The 22213-nt window shown below is 60.6% G+C and carries 10 protein-coding genes; 4 read left to right on the top strand and 6 right to left on the bottom strand.

What is annotated here, in order from left to right; genetic code table 11:
* Positions 1-73: 73 nt before the first annotated feature.
* Entirely contained in the window at positions 74-3154 is a 3081-nt protein-coding gene (locus FYK55_RS16860; protein WP_150077599.1) for an FG-GAP-like repeat-containing protein, read from the bottom strand.
* A gap of 435 nt (positions 3155-3589) precedes the next feature.
* On the bottom strand, positions 3590-6652 hold the full coding sequence (locus FYK55_RS16855) for an FG-GAP-like repeat-containing protein (RefSeq protein ID WP_150077598.1): 3063 nt from the start codon (positions 6650-6652) through the stop codon (positions 3590-3592).
* A gap of 218 nt (positions 6653-6870) precedes the next feature.
* Here FYK55_RS16855 and FYK55_RS16850 point away from each other — a divergent pair, with 218 nt between their 5' ends.
* The 3 genes from FYK55_RS16850 to FYK55_RS16840 all read left to right on the top strand — a co-directional run bounded on the left by FYK55_RS16850 (position 6871) and on the right by FYK55_RS16840 (position 12304).
* Positions 6871-7074, top strand: a complete 204-nt coding sequence (locus tag FYK55_RS16850) for a hypothetical protein (RefSeq protein WP_150077597.1) — start codon at positions 6871-6873, stop codon at positions 7072-7074.
* Between the two features lie 538 nt (positions 7075-7612).
* Complete coding sequence (locus tag FYK55_RS16845; protein ID WP_150077596.1) at positions 7613-8854, top strand: DUF1559 domain-containing protein; 1242 nt, start codon at positions 7613-7615, stop codon at positions 8852-8854.
* A 453-nt stretch (positions 8855-9307) separates the two neighbouring features.
* Positions 9308-12304 (top strand): tetratricopeptide repeat protein, encoded by a 2997-nt coding sequence (locus FYK55_RS16840; RefSeq protein WP_150077595.1) that lies wholly within the window; start codon positions 9308-9310, stop codon positions 12302-12304.
* Positions 12305-12518: 214 nt separating this feature from the next.
* Here the strand turns inward: FYK55_RS16840 and FYK55_RS16835 are convergent, their stop codons facing one another.
* From FYK55_RS16835 to FYK55_RS16825, 3 genes are all read right to left on the bottom strand, one after another.
* Positions 12519-12914, bottom strand: a complete 396-nt coding sequence (locus tag FYK55_RS16835) for an endonuclease domain-containing protein (protein WP_235908758.1) — start codon at positions 12912-12914, stop codon at positions 12519-12521.
* Positions 12915-13029: 115 nt separating this feature from the next.
* The gene (locus FYK55_RS16830; RefSeq protein ID WP_150077593.1) at positions 13030-14853 is read right to left on the bottom strand and encodes a multiheme c-type cytochrome; all 1824 of its coding nucleotides are present in this window, start codon (positions 14851-14853) and stop codon (positions 13030-13032) included.
* A 377-nt stretch (positions 14854-15230) separates the two neighbouring features.
* On the bottom strand, positions 15231-17696 hold the full coding sequence (locus FYK55_RS16825; RefSeq protein WP_150077592.1) for a glycogen/starch/alpha-glucan phosphorylase: 2466 nt from the start codon (positions 17694-17696) through the stop codon (positions 15231-15233).
* A 456-nt stretch (positions 17697-18152) separates the two neighbouring features.
* On the opposite strand from FYK55_RS16825, the gene FYK55_RS16820 reads away from it, so the two are divergent.
* Positions 18153-18881 carry a PEP-CTERM sorting domain-containing protein gene (locus FYK55_RS16820; protein ID WP_150077591.1) on the top strand — a complete coding sequence of 243 codons (729 nt, stop codon included), beginning with the start codon at positions 18153-18155 and terminating at the stop codon, positions 18879-18881.
* A 404-nt stretch (positions 18882-19285) separates the two neighbouring features.
* Here FYK55_RS16820 and FYK55_RS16815 read toward each other — a convergent pair whose 3' ends face one another.
* The gene (locus tag FYK55_RS16815) at positions 19286-21931 is read right to left on the bottom strand and encodes a hypothetical protein (RefSeq protein WP_150077590.1); all 2646 of its coding nucleotides are present in this window, start codon (positions 21929-21931) and stop codon (positions 19286-19288) included.
* Between the last annotated feature and the right edge of the window lie 282 nt (positions 21932-22213).

The following is a 22213-nucleotide window of genomic DNA, read 5'->3' as shown; positions in this document are numbered from 1 at the left end:
CCGCCAGCCCCGAAGGCGCGACAGCCTCCGTCTGGGTTTGAACGACGCGTGCAACACCAAGCGATCAAGCACTCTACTCAGGCTGTGGACGTGGTTCGGCCGTTGGTTGACCCTCGACAATCAAGTACTGCCCATCGGCCGGCAACTGGGAAAACGTTTGCCGCTGTCCGGACGGCCAAGTGATCTCCAGCGAGTCGATGAGGGTTGCGTCGCCGACTCCGACATTCAGCACGGATTCATGACGGCACAGAAATCCGTCACCGCCGGTAACACGCGTGGTCCATTGATGACCCGCCGCTTCGATGCGGGCGACCGCTCCGACCGCATCCCGTTCGCCGACCACGCCCACCAATTCCAAGCGGACCCAATGGCCCGACCGCGTCCGGTTCTCCAGCAGCGCGGCCGGGGAATCCAAATGATTCGCGACCAGATCCACTTTGCCGTCGCGGTTGTAATCCAACGCCGCCAACGTTCGGCCCTGGCGAGGCGTGGACCAGTACGCGTCGTCATCGCTTTGCGGCTCCAGGGGGTGAAAGCCGGCCGCACTGCCGCGCATCCGTTGGGGCTGCATCGCGTAGGGCTGGCCACGATGGCGGTTGTCCTGGACGTGCCCATTGAGAACGGCAAGGTCTGCCCAGCCGTCATGATCAAAATCGGCGGCGACCGTGCCCCATCCCACCGTTTTGCGGCTGACCTCGTAGGCGCCTTGGGTTCGACTTGCGGGGACAAACAGACCCGCGGTTTGTTGCAGATAGCAATCCGACGGTTCGTTCCAAAAGTTGGTGATGTACAGATCCGGCGTGCCGTTGCCGTCGAAGTCGCTGCAAGCGATTCCCATGCTTCCCTGGGGTGCGCCGGCCGGCCCCACGCCGCATCCGGAGATCAACGCATTTTCGCTCAACCGATACTCTCCCGAAGCTTCGTCGGGGCGACTGCGCCAAAAATGGTTGGCGCGAGTGTCGTTGGTGATGTACAGGTCATTGCCCGCCGAGTCGTCCAGGTTGGTCAACACCACACCGAATCCGAAGCTGGGCATGTCGGGCATGCCACGACAACCATCCCAAGAGTGAAGCGTTCCGTCGGTGGCGACCTGCCAAACTTGATCGGCCGCGGCGCGAAACCGTGCCGGATTGCAGTAGGCGGATTCCCGAGTGCAGGGATGATCCAGCGCCGTGGGATCATCGATGTAGTTGATTGCGACGACTTCCGGCAGCCCGTCACCGGACAGATCACCTGCGGCGAGCGAGGTGGTCCAATCACCCTGGCTGGCAATCCCCTTCAGTTCTTGCCGCACGAAGGTCCCATCGCCTTGATTGAAGAGGATCAGATTCGGTCCCACGTTGGCGACGACAAGATCGGGGAAACCGTCCTGGTTGAGATCCGCGACGGCAACCCCTTGGCCGTAGCCGCGATCATCGGTTTGCGAGCTGGCTTCGACACTGTCAAAGTGTGTGCCGGCAAGGTTGCGGAACAGTCGATTCGGGTCAGAACCGTCAGCGACAAAGGCATCGCCGCCGCCCTGGGTCAGGTACAGGTCCGGCCAGCCGTCCAGGTCAAAGTCGATGACACCGATGCCGCCGCCGGTCAATTGGTGGATCAGGATCTTGTCATCGCTGGGGTCGTCACCGTTGTCGTATTGAAAGTTCAGACCGACGGCATCGGCAACGTCACAGAGATCCAACGGCGGTCCTTCGCTGGCTAGATCGGCAGGTTGGGGCGCGTCAGCGGACGGTTGATTCGTCGGTGGAGTTGGCAGCGGGTAGCGGTCCAGGTCGATCCCGCAGGTCACCAATTGCTGCCACTGCTGGAGTGGCGTCGACGGGTCCCAGGGATCGTCCAAGGTCGCGTCGAACGCTTTGCTTGCCGCCAGATTTGGTTCCGGTTTCGCTACCGATCCGGTCGGCCCCGGTGGCCCCGTCGGATCGATGGCAGGCGGCGGTTCGGAGGTATCGCCGGCGAGCCGTCGCCAACCGGCGGCTTCGAGTGGGCGGTCGAGTGATGTCAGCAGGTCGGCCATCCGACGGAGCTGTTGGGGAGTTCCGGGTTCGCGGCCGATCTGCTTGGCGATGTCGGCGATTTCCGAGAGCCACTGCACCCTTTCCTCGGCGCATTGGGCAGCCGCTTCATCGCCGACCGATCGCAGCGAACCGGCCATTGCCGCATAGGCGAATCGATCCGTGGGATCCCGACGAACACACTCGGCAAAACATCTCACCGCGGAATCGTGTTGTTGCCGACGTTGCATCAACAGACCCAACGCGTGCCAGTATTCCGGTTCGCGTTCGATACCCGTTGGGAGATCACGCCGCCACCGATCGAGCTGCTGCTGGTCTTGCAGGTCGGAGTACACGCGACCCAGGAAGGCAGCGATGGCCGTCGAGTCCGGGTGGGCTTGGGCCAATCGCTCGGTTAAGCTTGCGGCCTGTTGAACGTCTCCGTCGGCCCGGAGTCGTTTGGCCTCGGCCAGCGCCGCGGGCGGCAACCGATTCCCAAAGACGGGCTTGGGGATCGACAGATCGATGAACGGATCGCTGTAAGTGATCATCGCGAACAATTCCTTTTCGCTGATCCGATCCATCCAAGCCAGGGCGCGCAGGTGCATGCCCGCTTCGATCCGCCGTCCCTGGTTGTTCAAGAGCGAAGCCAGTTTGCGGTGAACGGGGACGACCGCCTCAACGCGCTGGTCGTGCGTCAACGAGCGGTCGGCGACGATTCGATGCAGCAGTTCATCCAGTTTTTGACGCGCTGCGTCGTACTGCTGGGCATCGATCAGCCATTGGCCCGCGGTCCACAACGCCTGCTGCTGCAGATCGGTGTCGTCGGAACGTTCCAAGGGGGCCAGCGTGTCAACGGCCTGCTGCGTTTGACCGGCCGCCGCTTGGATCCGGGCAGCCAGCAAGATCACGCGGGGGTCGTCGGGATGCTGTCCCTGCAGCCCCGTGATCGACTGCCGGGCGGCCACCAGATTGTCATCGGCCAGGTAGCTTTCAGCCGTCTGGATTTGTTGGTCGATGGTCTGGGGGCGGACCAATTCGGCGGATTCCCGTTGGCGTTTGCGACGCAGCAGGGCTTCCGCGGTTGCGTCGGAATCCTCGCGTCCACAGCCGGCGGTCAAGCCGATCAGCGTGGCGCCAAGAAAGGCGTATCGGATCATTTGTTGCGCTCATCGATCCTGGTGATTGAAAAGAAAGTGTTGCCGAGTCGATGTGGCCTTAATTTAAATGCCGAGTTTTTCGGCTACCAAAGTCACTTCACCCTCCCGCAAGGAGGTCGTGCAGCTTTCCGAGCCAGGAAAAAGCATGCTTTTCTGAAATTGACCCTCCCTCCGGGAGGGTCAAAGGCGAGGCACGAGCCTTTGGGGAGGGTGTGTTCGTGAACCCACTGAAATCAATCGGGCCGGACAACCCTCCCCGCGTCGTCGCGGGGCTCCTCCGCGACCCTCCCGGAGGGAGGGTGATTAAAAGCTGCACGACCTCCAAGCGGGAGGGTGAAAACCAAACTGTACAACCTCCGAGCGGGCTAAGCGGGAGGGTGAAACAAACTGAGCGACCTCCGTGTGGGGCGAGCGGGAAGGTGAAATATTTCCTGTTCAATACTCATGTGCTTGCCCCGCTCCTTCAACCAACAGGTACTCCTTGCCGGCTTGAAGCGTGCCGAAATCTTCTTCGTGCCCCGACGCCCAACGGACCGTGACGTGCTGTAGCTGATCCTGATCAAACGTTCCAATTTTCAGAACGCGTTGGTCGCTGCACATGTACCCGTCTCCGGCGGTCAGCGGGGCGAACGTGGACGTTGAACCGACTTGGGCACGGACGCTGGCACCGATGGCGTCACGATGTCCCGCGGTGGACTTGAGCGTTAATTGGACCGATCCGCCCACGTCGGGTGTTTGGTTGACCAGCAGAGCAACCGGTTCGTACAGGTGCGTGACGGCGACGTCGGATCGTCCGTCTCGGTTGACGTCAATCGTCACCAGGGCGCGTCCCAGGTGATCGCCATCAAAATACTGCCCGAGCGATTCGCGATCGGCTTCGTTCCAGCGGCCATCGCCGGCCTGTTGAAACAACTGGGGTCGCATGCGGTAGGTGATCCCGTCCCGGTCCACGTCGTCCACGTGGCCGTTGGCAATGATCAATTCCAACAGCACGTTGTTGTCAAAATCGCAGAACGCGGTGCCAAAACCCAGCAACTTGATCGACGGGGCGGACAGACCGGTCTGGTACGTCCGGTCGCTCCAGACTCCGGGGCCGGTTTGTTCGTAGAAAGTGTTGTGATCATCGGCAAAGTGGGTCAGGAAAAAGTCGACATCGCCGTCCCGGTCGGGGTCTCCGGCGGCGATGCCCATCGACGCTTGCGACATCGATTGACCGCTGAACCCCAGTCCGCGGATCGCTCCCAGGTCCACCAACCGGAAACCGTCCGCCGGTCCATCCACCAGTTCGTCCGCCTGCCCGTCCACTCGGGCATCGGCCGACCAGAGGTGATTGACGGTCATGTCGTTGGCCACGTACAGATCCAAGCCGGGGCGCTCATCGAAGTTGCCGGCAACCACCCCCAAGCCTCGCCCAGGCGAAGCCTGTTGCATCCATTCTGCGGAGGCGTCGGCAAAGGTCCCATCGCCGCGGCCCCGCCAGACGCGATCGAGTTCGGCATCAAACTTCAGCGGAGGGCAGGTGCCCGTTTTCTTCCTGCCGGTTTCGCACCGTTGTTCATAAGGCGCCGTGCCAGCGCAGTAATCTGCCTCGAACAGATCGGCGTTGCCGTCTCCGTCGATATCCGCAATCACCGCCGAAGACGTCCAGACCGCGCCGGACAAACCGGCCGACTGGGTGACTTCGGTGAAGGTGCCGTCGCCGTTGTTTTGATACAGCCGATTGGAACCGATGTTGGCATCCAGCAGGTCCGGAAAACCGTCGTTGTTGAAATCGCCCACGGCGATCCCCTGTCCAAAACCGGTGTCGACATAGCCCGCAGCCGGCCCCGATTCGGTGAACTGTCCGTCCCGGTTGCGAAACAGACGATTGGGGGAAGAATCCTCCTGGAGGGGCGTGCCATCCAACATCGCCGCGGCGACGTCGGGCCAGCCGTCCAAGTCATAATCGATCACACCGATACCACCGCCAACGCTTTGGTAGATCCAGTGACCTTCCGTCTCGGCTTCCGGGGCAACTTCGCAGGTGTGGATCAATCCTCGCTGGATCGCCTGATCTGCGAAGACGATGTTTCCGGAGCTGACTTGGCGCCGGGGAGCTTTCAGGGAGTCGCCGTCGCTCCAGCGATACTCCGGCAGGTCACCGAGTTCCAGCGAGGCGAGCTTTGCATCGTCGATTTGCCAAGGCGTCTGGGCATTCAGTTTTTTATGCAGCGCCATGTAGCGATCTCGCAGGTCGGCCAGGCGATCCTCGGGCAGCGTGGCGGCGAATCGCGCCCAACTGACGGCTTCCCACAGTCGTCCCAAGTCGTTCATCGCGTCGGCAACGCTCATGGCCGCGGATTGAGAACGCTCTTTGCGTTCCAGATGCGTCTTGAGCGCGTTGCGGAGTGCGGCGCTTCTGCGAATCGAATCGGAGATCGCTTCGGCATCGTCCCCGCGCCCGATCTGCTGCAAGCTCAGTGACAATCCGGAGAGCGTTTCCAGGTCGACCGCATTGTCACGTCGGAACGCTTCCCAGAAGGCGCGGGCGGCCGAATCATGATCGTTTTGTTGTTGCGCCCACCAACCCGCGACGCGCCAGTAATCGGGATCCGAGGCTGCCTCGGTCGGAGCCTGTTCTCGCCACTCCTGGAACTCTTCACTCCGATTCAATTCCACCAACGCTTGGCCCAGCAGCGTGTAAGCGGGAAGGAAGTTCGGGTGCTGGGCGACGACGGGGCGCAACTGCTTGGCAACCTGTTGCCAATCCAATTTCAGGGCGTCCAATCGCGCCAACCCGTAGGTCGGACGGAGATCGTCGGGCCGAATCCGCAGCAGTTTGCGACAGAATTCGCCATCGGGTTGGGCGCTGCGTGGTTGCGCGAGCACCAGCAGCGTGTCTGGATCGCCACGACCGTGTTGGACCAGCCAACGCATCGAAGGCAGGGCCGCGTCGACGACACCCAGCACCGCCGCCAAGCCGATCAAATCCGTCCGGCCTTCGGGATCGTTGGGATATTGGGCGACCTGCTGTTGCAGGGCCGCCAAGCTGTCCAACGCGCGGCCGTCGGCCATCAGGTGCGTGGCGTGCTTTTCCATCAGGCTTTGCCGGCGTTCGGCCGGCAGGCTGGCTTGGGCATCCAGCGCGGCTTGATACATCGCCGCCGCTTTCGCGGCATCTCCCTGGCGGGACGCCAGATCGCCGGCAAGTTCGAGCGCGGCGGCGTCACCGGGGCGGGCCAGCAGATGGCGGCGGAGGGCCGCTTCGGCGGTTGACCAATCACCGCGTCGGAACGCGGCAACGGCTTGGCTCAGGTGATCGGTTGCCGCGTTCGCAGCGTGCTCAGCCTCGTCGGATTCCGTTGTCGGTGGTACGGAGACGCTCGGCCGGTCGTCCCGCGAACGCGGGTATCCGCCGGTTGAATCGTCGCGGTCACAGCCGACCCCGCAGAGCGACAGGCCCAACAACAACGCCCCAATCCGTGATCCGATCGGAGCTGAGGGGTTGGGTTTGGACATCAAAATCAATGAAAAGAATAAGGGACTCAATGACCGCAGGTTTCGGCCCGACAAAAATTTGTTTTGTCTCAACAAAACCGTCGGTCGCCCCCCCAACTTGTTGACGATGCCAATTTAATGGATGAAAATCGGCTGCTTAAGCCCTTCCTAGGCGTCCGATTGCCCGATTAGGGGCAAACGGTTTTCTCGTCCAGCATTTATCCTTTTGGAGCTTATTGATGAAGCGACGTTTCATTTTACCGTCTGCGTTTGCCGCTCTGGCTGTCTTTGCTGCTCTGCCCGGTTGCGGCGGTAGCGGTGGCGAAGCCACTTACGACTCGTCTCAAGCGGCCCCGATGACCGCCGAGGAAGAAGCCGAGGCTGAGAATTACATGGAAGAGTACAACAAGCAGAATCAGCGGATGCGTCAAGAAGGAAACTGACGGGTGGTTTGAGGCGGAGTGAGCATTTGCTCCTCGGGGCCACGTCTTCTTTTCGCTTCTTGTCAAATTTTCGTTCGGTTCGTTTGACGTTTTTCCGTCGGTTTAAGTCTCGGGGCATTGGAGTGCTAGATCGTCAGCGCAGGATGTCGCGGGCGATTTGACTTCGCCAAGGATCTTGGGCGTCGTTGATCCTGGGTAGCGATCTCGAGATCAGCCAGCCTGAAAGTGACGATTGCAAAGCCGTCACTCACCCAGAAAGCCATTCCGGTTCCCCCGGGTGGACGGGTGGCGGAGAGCGATAGGCAAGTATGGATCGATCGAGCTCCCCTTTGTGAGGGGGGGGCGGTCGTTCGGTGGATCTGGATTAGATGGCTGGTTCGATTGACCGGCGCCGATACTTCTGGTACTCCCAGCGAGTGTTATCGGCCGAATTTTTGTCGTCTAGGCGGTTTTTACGGGCAGTTACCGTTCATTAGGGGTTACCCTACTACGTTGCCGCGCAAGCGGTTTTCCTTTTCCTTTTTTTTTGGAGTGTCAGATGAGACGTTCTACACCTCGTCGAGAGGGTTTTACCCTCGTCGAGTTGCTAGTCGTGATTGCCATCATTGGTATTCTTGTCGGCCTGTTATTGCCAGCGGTCCAAGCGGCGCGTGAAGCGGCCCGGCGGATGTCGTGCAGCAATAACTTCAAGCAGATCGGGTTGGCATTGCACAACTACCACTCGGCCTACAAGAACCTGCCGATGAATGCCGGCGGTACGAAAGACTGCACCGGCAACGGCGACCTCAGCAACTACTTTTGGCTCAGCTGGACGGTGGGCAGCCTGCCGTTCATGGAGCAGCAGGGTTTGTGGGAACAGATTTCCAATCCCCTGGACCTGAAACGCGACGGCACCACGCGGACGTCGGCTGGTCAGCCGATCTTCCCGCCGATGGGACCCAATCCGTGGCACGAAGACTATCAGCCTTGGTTGACGCAAGTGCCGATGTATCGCTGTCCCAGCGACGGCACCGAGCCGACCTTCAACCGGGTCGCCTTCACCAACTACTCAGCTTGTGCCGGGGACGCGATCTTCGAACAGGCTCACGGTGGATTCGACGATCAGGGTCGTTCGCAGACGGACGGAAGCTGGGGTGAGGAAGCGACGGCACGTTGGGCACGCGGTGTCTTCCGCGCACGTCACTTCACCAAGTTCCGTGACATCACCGACGGCCTCTCGAACACAATCATGTGTGGCGAGAACATCGTCAACGACAACACGCTGCGTGCGGCCGGTACCGAAATGGCTGCCGACAACGCCGTTTGGGATCTGCCTCCATCCAACTGGAAGCAGTATCTGGATCCCGAGCGTCCGTCGTACATCAACACCAACACGTCAACTGGTGGTTTGAGTACGTGTGACCCGAAGCCTTGCTACGAGTCCAACCCGAACCACGGTCGTGGACGTCGTTGGTCGGATGGTCGGCCTGAATTCAGTACGTTCCAAACGATCACTCCGCCCAACAGCTACAACATCCAGCGTTGGCACGGACGGAGTGGTGCGTACTGTGCATCCAGCTTCCACCAAGGTGGTGCCCACATCCTGATGGGCGATGGTGCGGTGACGTTCATTACCGACTCGATCGAATCCGGCGACCAGAATCACGTGCCGTACGGCCGGGACAACGGCGACGGTCGCGGAACGAACGGTGGTGCCGGTCGGGAAAGTCCTTACGGTCTTTGGGGGGCCCTGGGTACCAAGGCATCCAAGGAAACGATCGAAGAAGCGTTGAACCAGTAATCCGGTTCCTGTTTCCTTGACTGAATCTGGCGGGCGTGGTCGAAAGATCACGCCCGCTTTTTTTGTGGGCCGCCGACCCTGGTTGGCCCATGATGCGTAGTGACCGGCGGCGGACGGAGTTCAGCGTCTTGCTTCACCCTCCCGTTTGGAAGTCGTGCAGCTTTGCTTCACCCTCCCTCCGGGAGGGTCGCGGAGGAGCTTGCGACGACGCGGGGAGGGCACGTCCGGCGCGATTGATTTCAGCGGATTCTTGAAGACACCCTCCCCAAAGGCTCGTGCCTCGCCTCCGACCCTCCCGCAAGCGGGAGCGGTAAAGGTTGTTGCCGACCATCGACAACCATCCCCGGTTTGATTCATCCGCGATCCGAACCGCGTAACGAACCGATACAATTCTGTTCTCGGGTAAGTCTCCGCCGGACTGCCACCTTCACCACCTGTTCGCCATCGGTCTTGATGAAGCTTTGTTTCACCGCCTTTGCCACCACGCTTGCACTCTTGCTGGCGACCGGATGCGATCGCGGCACGCCGCGAGGGTCCGGCGATCAGTCGTCCGTCCAGCCGGGCGTTGAGAAAGCTGGAAGCGTCGAACGTGATTCGGCCGAGCAGGCCGTCGCTCCGGAGCCGGTTGAATTCAACCGCCAGGACCAGATTGCCAAGGCGGACGACCTGAGCTCTTCTGGGAAGCATGTTCAGGCTGCCGCGGTATTGCAGCGGATCCTGCTGGCCGATCCGGAGGACGTGGAGGTTTTGTTCCGGCTGGCCAATGCAAAAGCTGCCCAGGGAGAACTGGACGAGGCCGTCGCGTTGTTGGAATCGATCCCCGAGGATCATCCCGAAGCGGGATTGCCAGCTTTGGGGCAAGCGGCGGATTGGTGCATGCAGTTGGGACGTTTTGACGATGCGGAACGACGGTACCTGAAAGTGCTGCAGCGGGTTCCCCAGGCGGCCGTTGCCCATCGGCAACTTGCCTACTTGTACAACCGCCAGGGTCGGCGTCACGAAGCTGCCGACCACATTCAAACCCTGTGTCGACTGGGCGACGTGCAGCAGGACGAATTGCACGCATTGATGATTCTGGGGCATGCCATCTTCACCGATCCCAACCAGCCGCAGGGAGAAGGGCGACAGTACTTTCCGATCGGTCCGGCCGCCGAAGCAAGGATGTTGTACACCGCCAGTCGGTTCAACGAAGCATTGGAAGTCCTCGAGCCCGCGGTAGCTTCCGATGACATCCCCCCGTCGATCATGGCGTTCTACGGCTTGCTGGCGATTGAGGCGCAGAACATGGAACAGTTCCGTTGGTGGCTGTCCAACGCGGACGATTCCGTGCGGGAGTATTCCGAGTATTGGGCCGCCGTCGGTGCGTACCTGTTGGGTGAGCGACGGTTTGAACAGGCGGTCCGGGCCTTGGGCGAATCACTCTCGCGCGATCCGACCGACCTGGCATCGATGCGACGAATCAACCAGGCGTTGACGGCGCTGGGCGAGACCGAGAAGGCGGAACGCTGGATGGACCGTTACGTCGCGCTGCGAGACGTGACGTTGGCCAGCAACCAGATCGGACAGTCCGATTCGCCGGACCTGGATTCCTTTGCGACGCTCAGCGAAGGGTTGGAAGCATTGGGACGTCCGCTGGAGGCGGTGACTTGGCAACTCTTTGAAGCCTTTTATCGTCAGGCGGGCGAAGACAAGGTTGCCGAGCTGAACTCGAAGCGCGCCAAGCTGTTGCAATCTGATCGGGCGTTTCCGTCACAAAGCGAACGTCTGTGCGGGCTGGATCTGTCCCGCTACCCGATGCCGGAATTGGACGTGCCAGAGCCGGTGGGTGATCCCCGGCAAAGCCCCGTCGTGGTGGATGTGAATTCCCTGGCGAAGCCAACCTTCGAGAATGTGGCCGCCAAGATCGGACTCAATCACACCTATCATGTCGCCAGCCAGCCACAGCCGTACCGATTTGCCCTGTACCAGTCGTTGGGCGGAGGCGTTGCCGTCCTGGATTATGACTTGGACGGCTGTTTGGATTTCTACCTGGCGCAGGGCGGAGGCGATCCTCCGGAGTTGATCGCGGAACAATCCAATCTGCTTTATCGGGGAGACGGCGTTGCGGTGGTGGACACGACCGGTCCGTCCGGAACCGGTGACACCCGGTATTCCATTGGTGTGACGGCGGGGGATTGGAACCAAGACGGGTTTGCCGATCTGGTCGTCGGCAACATCGGGAACAAGGTCTTGTTGATCAACAACGGTGACGGAACCTTTCGTCGCAAGGAGTTTGATGCCGATCCGGAATCCCGTGATTTGATCAGTTCCGTCGCGCTGGCGGATCTGTCCGGGGATTCGTTGCCCGATCTGTTGTCACTGTACTACGTCGAAGATCGGGCGATGCTGGATCGACCGCCGGTCAATGAGCAAGGAGAGATCGAAACAGTTTCGCCCGGGTCCTTCAATCCCGGGACGGATCGCATTTCGATCAATGACGGCCAGGGCGGTTGGACGACCGAGTTGGTCAGTCAAGCCGACGGTGCGCCCAGTACCGGCTTGGGAGTGGTGATCGCGGATTGGGATGGAAAGCCAGGCAATGACATCTTTGTCGGCAACGACATTCGGCCCAACCACCTGTGGGTCCGATCGGCCGACAGCGAATGGGTGGATACCGCGGCGCTCACCGGATGCGCCTTCGGACATGGCGGCACCTCGACGGCATCGATGGGCATTGCGGTTGCCGACTTTGACGCTTCCGGCACGATGGACATTCACATCGCGAACTTCTACCAGGAACCCGTCAGCCTGTTCATCAACCGCGGCGGCACGTTTGAAGACCGTTGTGTTCAATACAATCTGTTCCGTGCCAGCTCCGATGTGCTGGGATTCGGATGCCAGGCGATCGACTACAACCTGGACGGGCGGCCCGACCTGGCGGTCACCAACGGAAACATCGAAAAGGCCCCGGGGGAACCTCTGGAACAGTCACCGCAATTGTTTGCCAACGTGGGGACAGAGTTTCGCCTGGCGGACGTCCAAGACAGCAGCGGGTATTGGGACGGAAAGTACTTGGGACGCGGGATGGCCCGCTTGGATTTCAACCGTGACGGCCGTTCGGATTTGCTGATCACGCACCTCGGCGCGCCAACGGCCTTGGTCTTGAATCGAACCGAGACTCCCCATCATTGGTTGAAGGTGCAGTTGGTTGGTGCCCAGTCAGAGCGTGATGCCATTGGCGCCAAGGTGCAGGTGCACGGCGACGGCAAGGTTTGGACGAACTGGATCGTGGGAGGCGACGGCTACTTGTGCCGCAACGAACCCGTGGTCGCATTCGGGTTGGGCGACCTGACGCAGATCGACAAGCTGGTCGTCAACTGGCCCAGTGGCAGGGAGCAAACGTTCCGGGACGTGCCGATCGATTGCCAGGTCCTGTTGGTTGAGCAACAGGAAGAAGTTTTCCAGCGGTAGCGGGCTCCGGTCTTGTTATCCCGTCACTTCACCCTCCCGCTTGCGGGAGGGTCGCGGAGGAGCTTGCGACGACGCGGGGAGGGTTGTCGCCAACTCATGAGTTTCAACATCGCTTCCGATTCTGCCCTCCACGGAGCCTCGTGCCTCGGCTCCGACCCTCCCGCAAGCGGGAGGGTGAAGTTTGTTCTGGGTCGTTTGCACTGGTGTCGATCCATCACTTTTGACGCGGATTGGAGCAACCACTTTTGTTCCCCGAACCCCTTCGAGATCTTGGGTTAAATTCGTATTGAATCCCCATGTGATTTGCGATGGCACGTGCGACAGCTTCGGCATTGTCTTCAACTTCTCTATCTGTAAAGCGGATGATCTGCCATCCGGATTGTTCAATCAACTCTTGTCGTTCACGATCGGCTTCGATTGTCTGGTCGTGGTATCCGCCATCGACCTCCACGACAAGCATTCTCGACACACAGGCGAAGTCGACAATGAACGGACCGACGGGATGTTCACGTCGGAACTTCAGAACACATAGCTGCTTGGATCGAAGAATGCTCCAAAGCAGACCTTCTGACTTAGTGCTTCGCCGCCTTCGGTCACGCGAGTTGATCACTCTGGAATTCGATGAGGTTCGACTTTGTGCCATTGATTTTCTACAAGAGCAGTTTCAAGTCAGCGCATCACTTCACCCTCCCGCAAGCGGGAGGATAAAGTTTGACTTTCCGGGTCTACCGGCTCTCCCACAGTTGTTGCAGGCGTGCGGCGTGTTGCTCCGCTAGCGACTGGTGGCGGGCCGCGTCGGTGTCGCGGCCTAGCGATTGGAAAATGGTGCTGAGTGCCCGGTGCGCGTTGACCAGCGTGGGTTGCAGATCGACGGCCGTCTGCAATGCCTCGATCGCCTTTTCAGAATTGCCCCTGTTTTGCTCGCCGATGCCCAGCTGGAAATAGTCGTGCGGTTCTTGCTGCAGGCTGATGAGTTGTCGGTAACGCTCCACCGACTCGTTGAAGTCCCCTCGGTTGTAGGCCAATTGAGCCAGCAGTCGCAGTGACTCGATTCTGGCACGGGTCGGTTTGAGCTCTTCGTCAACCACGCCGGTGGCAAGGTCCTGGGCGATTTTGGGTTGGCCCTGGCTGCGAGCAAGCAACGCCAGGATCGTGTCCGCATCGGGGTCGGAGGCATCCGCGTTCTTGATCTGAATCAACGTCCCGGCGGCTTCGATTCCGTAGTCCGCGAAACTGGCATTGTCCGGTTCGGCCTGGGCAACTTGGAACTTTGCCAACGCCTGGCAGCGAGCCGATTCAATGTTGGTCAGCGCGGAGGTATCGAGGACCGGTGTCAGTCCGGCGATCGCAACCGAGTCGTCGGCGGATTCCGTATGGATGCCGATTCGGTGGTGCCGAAATGCAGTGTGCGGGACTTCCGTGTCCTTTGCCGGCATGTGGCAGATCGAGCAATCGTTATTCGCCTGCTGCATCCGCTCCGCGTGTGGCTTTCCGCAGGAGTCTTCCTGGTGGCAGTTCAGACAAATGGAGCGGTAGTGCTGGGCAGCATCTTCAGGGCTGGGTGTGTGGTGCGGATCGTGGCAGGTGATGCACGTCAGCGTTTCGGTTTGCTTGTAGCATTCGCTTTGATGCAGCTGTTCGACGTGGCCAACGACACGCATCGTGTCATCGCCCAGGCGGTATTGGTAGTCGATGCGAAAATCCGTCAGGGGCAATCCGGGACGGTAATCCCATTCGTCCTTTCCGGCCCGCACCGATTTGCCGGCGGCTTGCAGATGGCATTGCTGGCAGATCGCTTCGGAAAGCTCGCGGGGAAGCCGTCCGGGGTTGGCGATCGTCTCGTCGGGCCCCGCGGCGACCGTCGCACCGCGATGTTTTTGCAGGTGCATTTCGCCGGGTCCGTGACAACGTTCGCAGCCGATCGTTTCCTCCAGGACCGAGAAAACGTTTGGGTTGCCTTGCTTCCGGTCGATATTGCCGACGTGGCAGAAGAAGCATTCGGAATTCAACTTGCGGCCGAACCCGGGGTGATAGGGCAAGTCATAACCGGGTGACATGGCCCAGGTTTCGGTCTTCTCATACCACGACAACGGCGACTGCCCGAAGAACGGTCCCGATTGGTACACGTAGCTTTTGCCATGGTCGCCGGAGCCGATGGTGTACACGATCGGGTGGTCGGTTTCAGCCAGCCGTTGCCCGTTGATTCCGCGGATGATCTCACGATGGATCAGCTGGCCGTCCCGGCGAAGGACTTCGTACAGGTTGCCCGACAGTTTGTGTTCGAAAGAAGCGGGTGCGACCTCCTTGTCCGGATCCACACTTTCCATCGATCGGCTATGCGTGGTTTCCAGGTAGGTCTGATACTGGTCGCGATGGCATTCCACGCACTTCTGAGAACCGACGTAGTTCACCGAGTGCTCGACGTTCAGCGGTGGCGCCGCCACGATCCGGCCGGGCAACAAGCTGAGTGACAGGGCCGCGGTCCAGCAACCGACCAGCGTCGCGAGCAAGGGCTTGTGGCGAAGATCAAGCATTCTGGGCAAGGTCATGAAGGAAGGGTTTTGGCGTTGGCGGCAAGGGCAGCCTGGATCGCGGAGTCCACTTGATTCTAGCGGGTTGCCAAATCTTCGGCATCGAATGCGCTGATTGCTCGACAGTGGGCATGGCCAGCGGGCTTGCAGTGCCTGACAATCCGGTGTCAGGCACAGTCGGACTTCGGGAGGGTCAAAGGCTGCGTCACTTTCAATCAAAAACACCGTGAATTGCAGTGCAATGAGCGGCAAGGCGCTAGCCGCCGGTTGGTGCGAGAAAACCCGCGGCTCACGCAAAGCGGCGCTGTCAGCTGATAGAACCCGCTGAGATCAACGGCGCCGGACGTGCCCTCCCCGCGTCGTCGCGGGGCTCCTCCGTCGGAGACGAAGCGGGATCACTTCGGGATGACGGGTTTCAGGTTCCAGATGTCTTCGCAGTATTGGCCAATGACGCGGTCCGAGGAGAAGAAGCCACAGCGGGCGGTGTTCAGAATCGACATCCGGGTCCATCGATCCGGATCCAAATAAGCCTGGCAGGCTCGTTCGCAGCAGTCGACGTAGGCACGGTAGTCGGCCAGCACCAGGTACTCATCGTGGTCCAGCAACGAGTCGACAATGGGTTGGAACAGTTCTCGGTCTCCCCCGGAGAATCGTCCGTCGGCAATCAGATGAATGACTTGGCTGAGTTCCGGATCCGATTCGACATAATTTCGTGGTCGGTAGCCGCGTTCCTTCAGGTCCAAGACTTCGTCGGCGGTCAGTCCGAACAGGAAGAAGTTGTCTTCGCCAACCCGCTCACGGATTTCGATGTTCGCCCCGTCCAGCGTGCCGACGGTCACGGCGCCGTTGAGTGCGAACTTCATGTTGCCTGTTCCAGAAGCTTCTTTACCGGCCATTGAGATCTGTTCGGAAAGGTCGGCCGCGGGATAAATCCTTTCCGCCAGCGAGACATTGAAATTGGGCACGAACAGGACGCGCAACTGGTCGCGCACGTCCGGATCACGGTTAATCGTCTCTGCCAGGCTGTTGATCAACTTGATGATCAATTTGGCCATCCAATAACCCGGCGCAGCCTTGGCGCCGAAGATGAACGTCTGCGGAGGGACATCGGCACCAAGGTTCGATTTGATTCGGTGGAACAAGGTGATGATGTGCAGGGCTTTCAGCAATTGTCGTTTGTATTCATGCAGACGTTTGACCATCACGTCGAAGATCGAATCCGGATCGGCAGAGAAGCCGGTCGTCGTTTGCAACACCTCGCTCAACCGGTGCTTGTTGGCTTGTTTGATCACGCGCCACTGGGCTCGGAAGTCCGCCGAGTCCGCCATCGGTTCGATTCCTTTGAGCTGTTCCAAATCACGCAGCCAGCCTTCGCCGATGGTCGCGTCGATCAATTCGGACAGTTGAGGATTGGCCATCCGCAGGAAGCGGCGCGGGGTGACCCCGTTGGTCTTGTTCTGAAACTTGTCCGGCCACAGGTCCGCGAAGTCGCGCAAAGTCCGCTCGCGAAGCAGGCGGGATTGCAGTTCCGCGACGCCGTTGATGGCATGGCTTCCAACGCTGGCCAGGTTGGCCATCCGGATCTGACGCGGAGGTCCTTCGCCGATGATCGACATGCGTCGCACCCGGCCTTCATCGCCCGGGAACCGCTGACGCACCTGGCTCAAGAATCGATGGTTGATTTCGTAAATGATTTCCAGGTGGCGCGGAAGCAAGCTGCCGAATAGCTCCAACGGCCAGGTCTCCAATGCTTCGGGCAGCAACGTGTGGCAGGTGTAGGCAAAGGTCTTGCGCGTGATCTCCCAGGCTTGATCCCATTCCAGGAGATGTTCATCCAACAACAGTCGCATCAATTCGGGGATGGCCACGACCGGGTGGGTGTCATTCAATTGGATTGCGGCTTTGTCCGAGAATTGGTCCCAGGACGCGTTTTTCAGCCGGTACAGCCGGATGATGTCCCGCAGCGAACAGGAAACAAAGAAGTACTGTTGCCGCAAACGCAGTTGACGCCCCTCCGGCGTCCCGTCATTCGGATACAGCACCTTGCTGATGTTCTCCGAATAGATCTTCTGCTCCATGGCCCGCGCGTAGTCGCCTTCGTCGAAGAGCCGAAAATCAAATTCCTCGGTGGCGCGGGCTCGCCACAATCGCAAGATGTTGACGGTTTGCGTCCCGTATCCGGGGACCAACGTGGTGCAGGGTTCGCCGAGAACCTTTTCTTTGCAAATCCATCGACGACGTTCGTGTCCCTCGTTGTCCGTGTACGGCTGGACGTGGCCTCCAAACCCGACCTCCACCATGTCGGCCGGTTGAGGAAACTCCCAAGGGTTCCCGTGCAGCAGCCATTCATCGGGCTGCTCGACTTGCCAGCCGTCTCGAAACGTTTGTCGGAAGATGCCGAACTCATAGCGGATCCCATAGCCGATGGCGGGCATGTCCAACGTGGCCAACGAGTCCAGAAAGCAAGCGGCCAAACGTCCCAGTCCTCCGTTGCCCAGTCCCGGCTCCACATCGAACTGCATCAAATCGTCCAAGTCCAACCCGTAGGGCGTGAGCGCCTGGCGGGCCACTTCGGTGGTGCCGGTGTACAGCAGGTTCTGAGGAAGTTGCTTTCCGAGAAGGTATTCCGCCGACAGGTAGCAGACGAATTTGGGGTTGGAGCTGTACTGGGCTTCGACCGTTTTGCGCCAGCGATCGATCAAGTGATCGCGGACGGTGTAACACAGCGTCATGTAGGCATCGTGCCGGTCGGCCGTCTGAATGGCCTGGCCGTGGGTGTGCCAAAGGTTGTCAATCATGCGTTGACGAAAGGCGTCAACGTCGCTGTCGATCGAAGCACTTTCCGGAGTGGTTTTGCTCATTGAGGTCGCTCCTGTGCGTGATGCTGCGTCTCAGAGGGTGCGTCACGAAAGGGAATGCAGGCTGGGGAGCAGCGAGGCTCGCGAAAAGCCTCCGGGGGCTCCGCAGGACTTGCTCCGCCCGCTGTTCCAGCGCCACGCGGCAGCCGTTTTACCCGGCCAGGAAACAAAGGCCGGATGCCGCTCTAGCTTATCCCTTGTGACGTCCGGCAAGGGGATGGGGCCGGCCTGGCGGCTCCCCCTGTTGGATAGTGTAAGGGTGTGCTTGTTTCCATCGGGTGGGTCATTGTCAGCATTTGTGGGTGGCTTGGGGTGCGCAGTCGGCCTCTCCATAGGACATTTTGCATCCCGAAGATTGGTAATTTGGGTAATTTTCTTGGTTTTTTGTGCCCGGCAGCTATCGAATCTGAATTCCTTGAATAGTCTGCTCCGTGAGTTTTGCCTCGGGATCAATTCCCAATGAACCTCCCGTTTCAGGGTCCCCGGGCAAATTGGAAACAATCGAAGGTTTTGACCGTGGGCATTGTGAATAAATCGCTTCTGTGCGGCGTCGTGCTGGCAGCTTCCTGTGTTTTCGCCGGCCAAGTTTCGGCGGGCGTCATGCTGTCCGCTGCCAACATCATCCCGACCAGCACGCCTCCCATTTCGCCTCGGAATCCTGGCGAGTCTGGGATTCTGGATTATTTGTCCGGAAGCACCGATCCGTACAACAAAATTACTGACTTGGGGACCCAGCTGCTGAAGTGGACGCCCGGGTCGAACGGTGGCGTCGGCATCGGCCCGCTGTCAGGGAATTATGACCTGACCGACCTGGTGAATTCGGGACTGACGCAGGGAACGCTGTCTCACGATTCTGGTTTGATCGTTGATACCGAAGAGCCGGTGTTCCTGATCGTCAAAGGTGGCGGTACCGGGTTTGTCGTCTACGATCTGAGTGACACGTCGCCCTACGGTGTCGGCTGGAACGGGACCGAACCGTTGACGTTCAACAACGAAGGCTTGCTCGGAAAGCAAGGACAGCTTCAAGAGATTTCACACATCGAGATTTGGGGTGGTTCCACCACTCCGCCGGGAGGACCCACTCCCGCACCGAACCCGGCTCCCGAACCGACCTCGCTGGCCGTGTGGGGATTGGCCGCGTTGGGATTGGCCGGCGTCCGTCGACGACGCAGCGTGTCCCGCCGTTGATTTGTTCTGCGACCACACGGTTCGAAACATCAAAACCCCGCCGGATGCCCGGCGGGGTTTTCTTTTGGTTTTGGGACGTTTTCTGTCCTGCCTTGGTGCAGAGGAACGGCGTCGCCTGGAGTGCGAGGGGACCAGTGCCGCTCCTTTCGCGGAGCGAAAGGCGACATTCCTCGTCGATCACGAAACCGTTGTCGCCACCGTCGGCAGACGGTGGCGATGTTGCATCTTCCACGCTCTGGCGAGCGTGGCTGCTGGTTTTTACACAAAGCCTACCTGGACAGTGCCACTGTCAATCAAAAACACCCTGATTTGCAGTGCAATGCGCGGTAAGGCGGTAGCCGCCGGTCGATGCGTGCAAACCCGCGGCTAGCGTTACGCGGCTCACGCCAAGTCGCGCTGTTCAGCTAGCAGCCGAAGCAGTCGTCCGATTCCGTTGAAGCCCAGTTGGCGAAGATCTTCGACCGAACCGATGCGACGTCACCCAGGTTGTAGATCCCTCCCCCAATTCCGTCTCCCGGTTCGCCCACCGCGTGGTTGGCGAACACGAGTGATCGCTCCAGGCGGAGGTCGGAAGCGCTATCGTTGAACAGGCCGCCTCCCCAGGCGTCGTCTCCCTCGGCAAGGTTTTTCAGCACGAGGGTGCGACTGACCTCCAATGTGACATCGCCTCCGAACAGCGACCCCAAACTGCCCGAGGCAATTCCTCCGCCCATCGCCGCCGCGCCGTCGCCGCCAACGGCGCGGTTGCCTGAGATGACCGATCCGCTGATTTGAGCGCCGACCGGGCCGACGAAACCGAACACGAACACGCCGCCGCCCGCGCCCAGTCCGCCCGCACCGCCTTCGGCCAGGTTCCTCGAGATCAGCGATTTGGAAATCTCCGCGGTGCCTTGATAAACCAGCACGCCGCCTCCGGTTCCGCCAGCGGGGGCGTGTGCTGGCGGGATGGGAAACAGACCGGTGTTGCCTTCGCCGCCGAGGGCCTGATTGCCCAGGAACTGGCTGTGGTGGACCGACAGTTCGGCGGTCCGAACTCCGACCAGGGCGGTGACCGATCCGCTGGAGACTCCTCCGCCGTAACCGCCACCGGCGTTGATGTCGGCAACGTTGTTCTCGCCACCCTGTGCCACGTTGTTGACCAACACGCTGTGGCCGATGCTGAGGCTGCCGTCGTTGTAAACGCCGCCGCCGTTGGCGACGCCGGCAAACGAGCCCAGGTTGTTGTCGCCCGCCAACGCCGTGTTGCCGCTGATGCGACTGTGGCTGACCGTCGCCTGGTTGATGTTGTGGAGTCCCGCACCGACGGCGATCCCCGGATAAAGCGGCAGCGCCGTCCCCGCTGGAAGCATCAGGATGTTGGGGCCCGATGCTCCGTCCGCGCCGACCGCGGTGTTGTCGGCTAATCGCGATGAGGCGAGGTCGAGGGTGCCCAGGTTGGAGATGCCGCCGCCCAAGGCCGCCCCCAGGAATTCGTATCCGGGAACGAAATCGATCGTCACATCCGACTTAGCGATGGCGTGATTGGAAGCGACGACGATGCGATCGGCTTGGAGTTCACCTTCGTTGTAAATGCCGCCACCGATGCCGCCGTAAGCGACGTTCTCTAGGTAGCGATCCCGGTGGCTTTCGGCCGAGGCCGGTTCGGGAAGGAAACCCGCCAAAGCGAGTGATTCCACGCCCAACGCGCCGCCACGTCCGGACGCCGAAGTACCGGTACCAGCCCCGTCGCCGCCTTCGACCGAGTTTCCGAGGAACGCGTTTCGCTGCAGCATCAGCGTTGCCATGCCAGATGCGTTCACGGCGCCGCCGGTACCGATGCCGCCGTCGGCATCCATCCCGCCGTCCCCACCGAGAGCCTGATTGCCGCCGAATTCGTTGCGGCTCAACTCGGCCGTCCCCGCATTGCCGACGGCAACCGCGCCACCACCGGCATGACCGCCTTGCAGACCGGCGACCGAACCCGTCCCGCCGATCGCCGCGTTGTCGGTGAACGTGCTGCGGCTGATCTGTAGGGTCGACGGAGCAAATCCGAACGGGGATGCGTTGCCGCTCAAGACAGCGCCACCGAACGCGGGGCCGCCGGAAGTGGATCCGGCTTGTTCGATGCCCATGCCCCCGGTGGCCACGTTGCCTTCGAAATCGCTTCGCGAGATCGTCATCGTGCCGGTGACATTCAGCACCGCGCCGCCGCCGCCCAGACCGCTGAAGCCCACACCGTCAATGTATCCCGCTGTGGCGGCCGCTTGATTGGCGACGAACGAACTCCGTTCGATCGAAACCGTCGGTTGGTCCGTGGTCACCCCGTCACGCGTCGGTCCCAGGTCCGACGTGATCGCGCCGCCGACCGCGATCAAAAAGCCAGAGGAGGTGTTGCCGGAAAACTCGCTTCGCGACACCGTTAGCGATCCTCCAAACTCGTTCGCGACGGCACCGCCAGCGGTGACCACGCCCTGGGCACTGTTTTCATACAGGTGCACTCGATCGAGTTGAACCGAGCCGCCCAGGTTGTACAGGCCGCCACCAAAGGCGAAGCCGGGGTTGGTCGGATCGGCAGCGTCAAAGCCGGGCGCATCGACCGCCCGACCGCCAGTGATCGAAAGCTTTTCCAAGGTGACCGAAGGTGCTGATGCGACTTCTTCCAGCGATGGCGTCATCGAGGGGGCCATTGCCACGTCGGCCGGAAGCACCGCCAGGACTCTCGTTTGGCCGTTGCCGCTCAGGACCAACCCGTCTGTCCCGGGTCCGGTAATCGTGACGTCATCGGTGATCACCAGTTGGCTGGCCAGTTCGATGGTGCCGCGGGCGCTGGCGGCAAAGTCGATCGTGTCGGCGCCGGGGTTCTCATTGGCCTGGATGATCGCTTGGCGAAGCGATCCGTCACCGCTGTCATCCAGATTGGTGACGGTGTAGGCCGCCAAAAGTTTTCGGTCTTCAAGCGTCTCAAGCCGCAGGGAAGCGGAACGGCGCCGGCGTTTGGGACGTGCGCGTTTGCGGGTCAGACGTGCAGGGTAGGGACGGTGGGCTGGGCGCGTTGGGGAATTCGTTTGCATCGGACTTTCTCGCTGACGGTCGATCGTGACGGGGAAGGATCCGCGTCCGCACTGCGGACGTCGCTACATCGGAAAAGCCCCGGGAATCAGCTGCAGGGAGGAACCAGGATGACTGCATCGATCCCGGGTGGTTTGCCTATAGTAGCATTGCCCCCTGGCGGTGTGTTGTCCGTTCGCCGCCATCGGCGGCCACACTGGGGGTCACCCCGCGGGCGGACAAACGGCCCGGCCGTTGGCCCTCGGGGATTGTTTGGTTTGGAATTCCCAGCCCGTTCCGGGCTG

It is taken from the genome of Roseiconus nitratireducens (genome assembly GCF_008629675.1).
Lineage (GTDB): Bacteria > Planctomycetota > Planctomycetia > Pirellulales > Pirellulaceae > Stieleria > Stieleria nitratireducens.
This window is presented reverse-complemented; position numbering and strand designations above follow the sequence as displayed.

Coding starts and splice junctions, on each gene's coding strand:
- FYK55_RS16860 (WP_150077599.1), bottom strand. CDS start 3,154: ATGATCCGATACGCCTTTCTTGGCGCCACGCTGATCGGCTTGACCGCC.
- FYK55_RS16855 (WP_150077598.1), bottom strand. CDS start 6,652: ATGTCCAAACCCAACCCCTCAGCTCCGATCGGATCACGGATTGGGGCG.
- FYK55_RS16850 (WP_150077597.1), top strand. CDS start 6,871: ATGAAGCGACGTTTCATTTTACCGTCTGCGTTTGCCGCTCTGGCTGTC.
- FYK55_RS16845 (WP_150077596.1), top strand. CDS start 7,613: ATGAGACGTTCTACACCTCGTCGAGAGGGTTTTACCCTCGTCGAGTTG.
- FYK55_RS16840 (WP_150077595.1), top strand. CDS start 9,308: ATGAAGCTTTGTTTCACCGCCTTTGCCACCACGCTTGCACTCTTGCTG.
- FYK55_RS16830 (WP_150077593.1), bottom strand. CDS start 14,853: ATGACCTTGCCCAGAATGCTTGATCTTCGCCACAAGCCCTTGCTCGCG.
- FYK55_RS16825 (WP_150077592.1), bottom strand. CDS start 17,696: ATGAGCAAAACCACTCCGGAAAGTGCTTCGATCGACAGCGACGTTGAC.
- FYK55_RS16820 (WP_150077591.1), top strand. CDS start 18,153: ATGAACCTCCCGTTTCAGGGTCCCCGGGCAAATTGGAAACAATCGAAG.
- FYK55_RS16815 (WP_150077590.1), bottom strand. CDS start 21,931: ATGCAAACGAATTCCCCAACGCGCCCAGCCCACCGTCCCTACCCTGCA.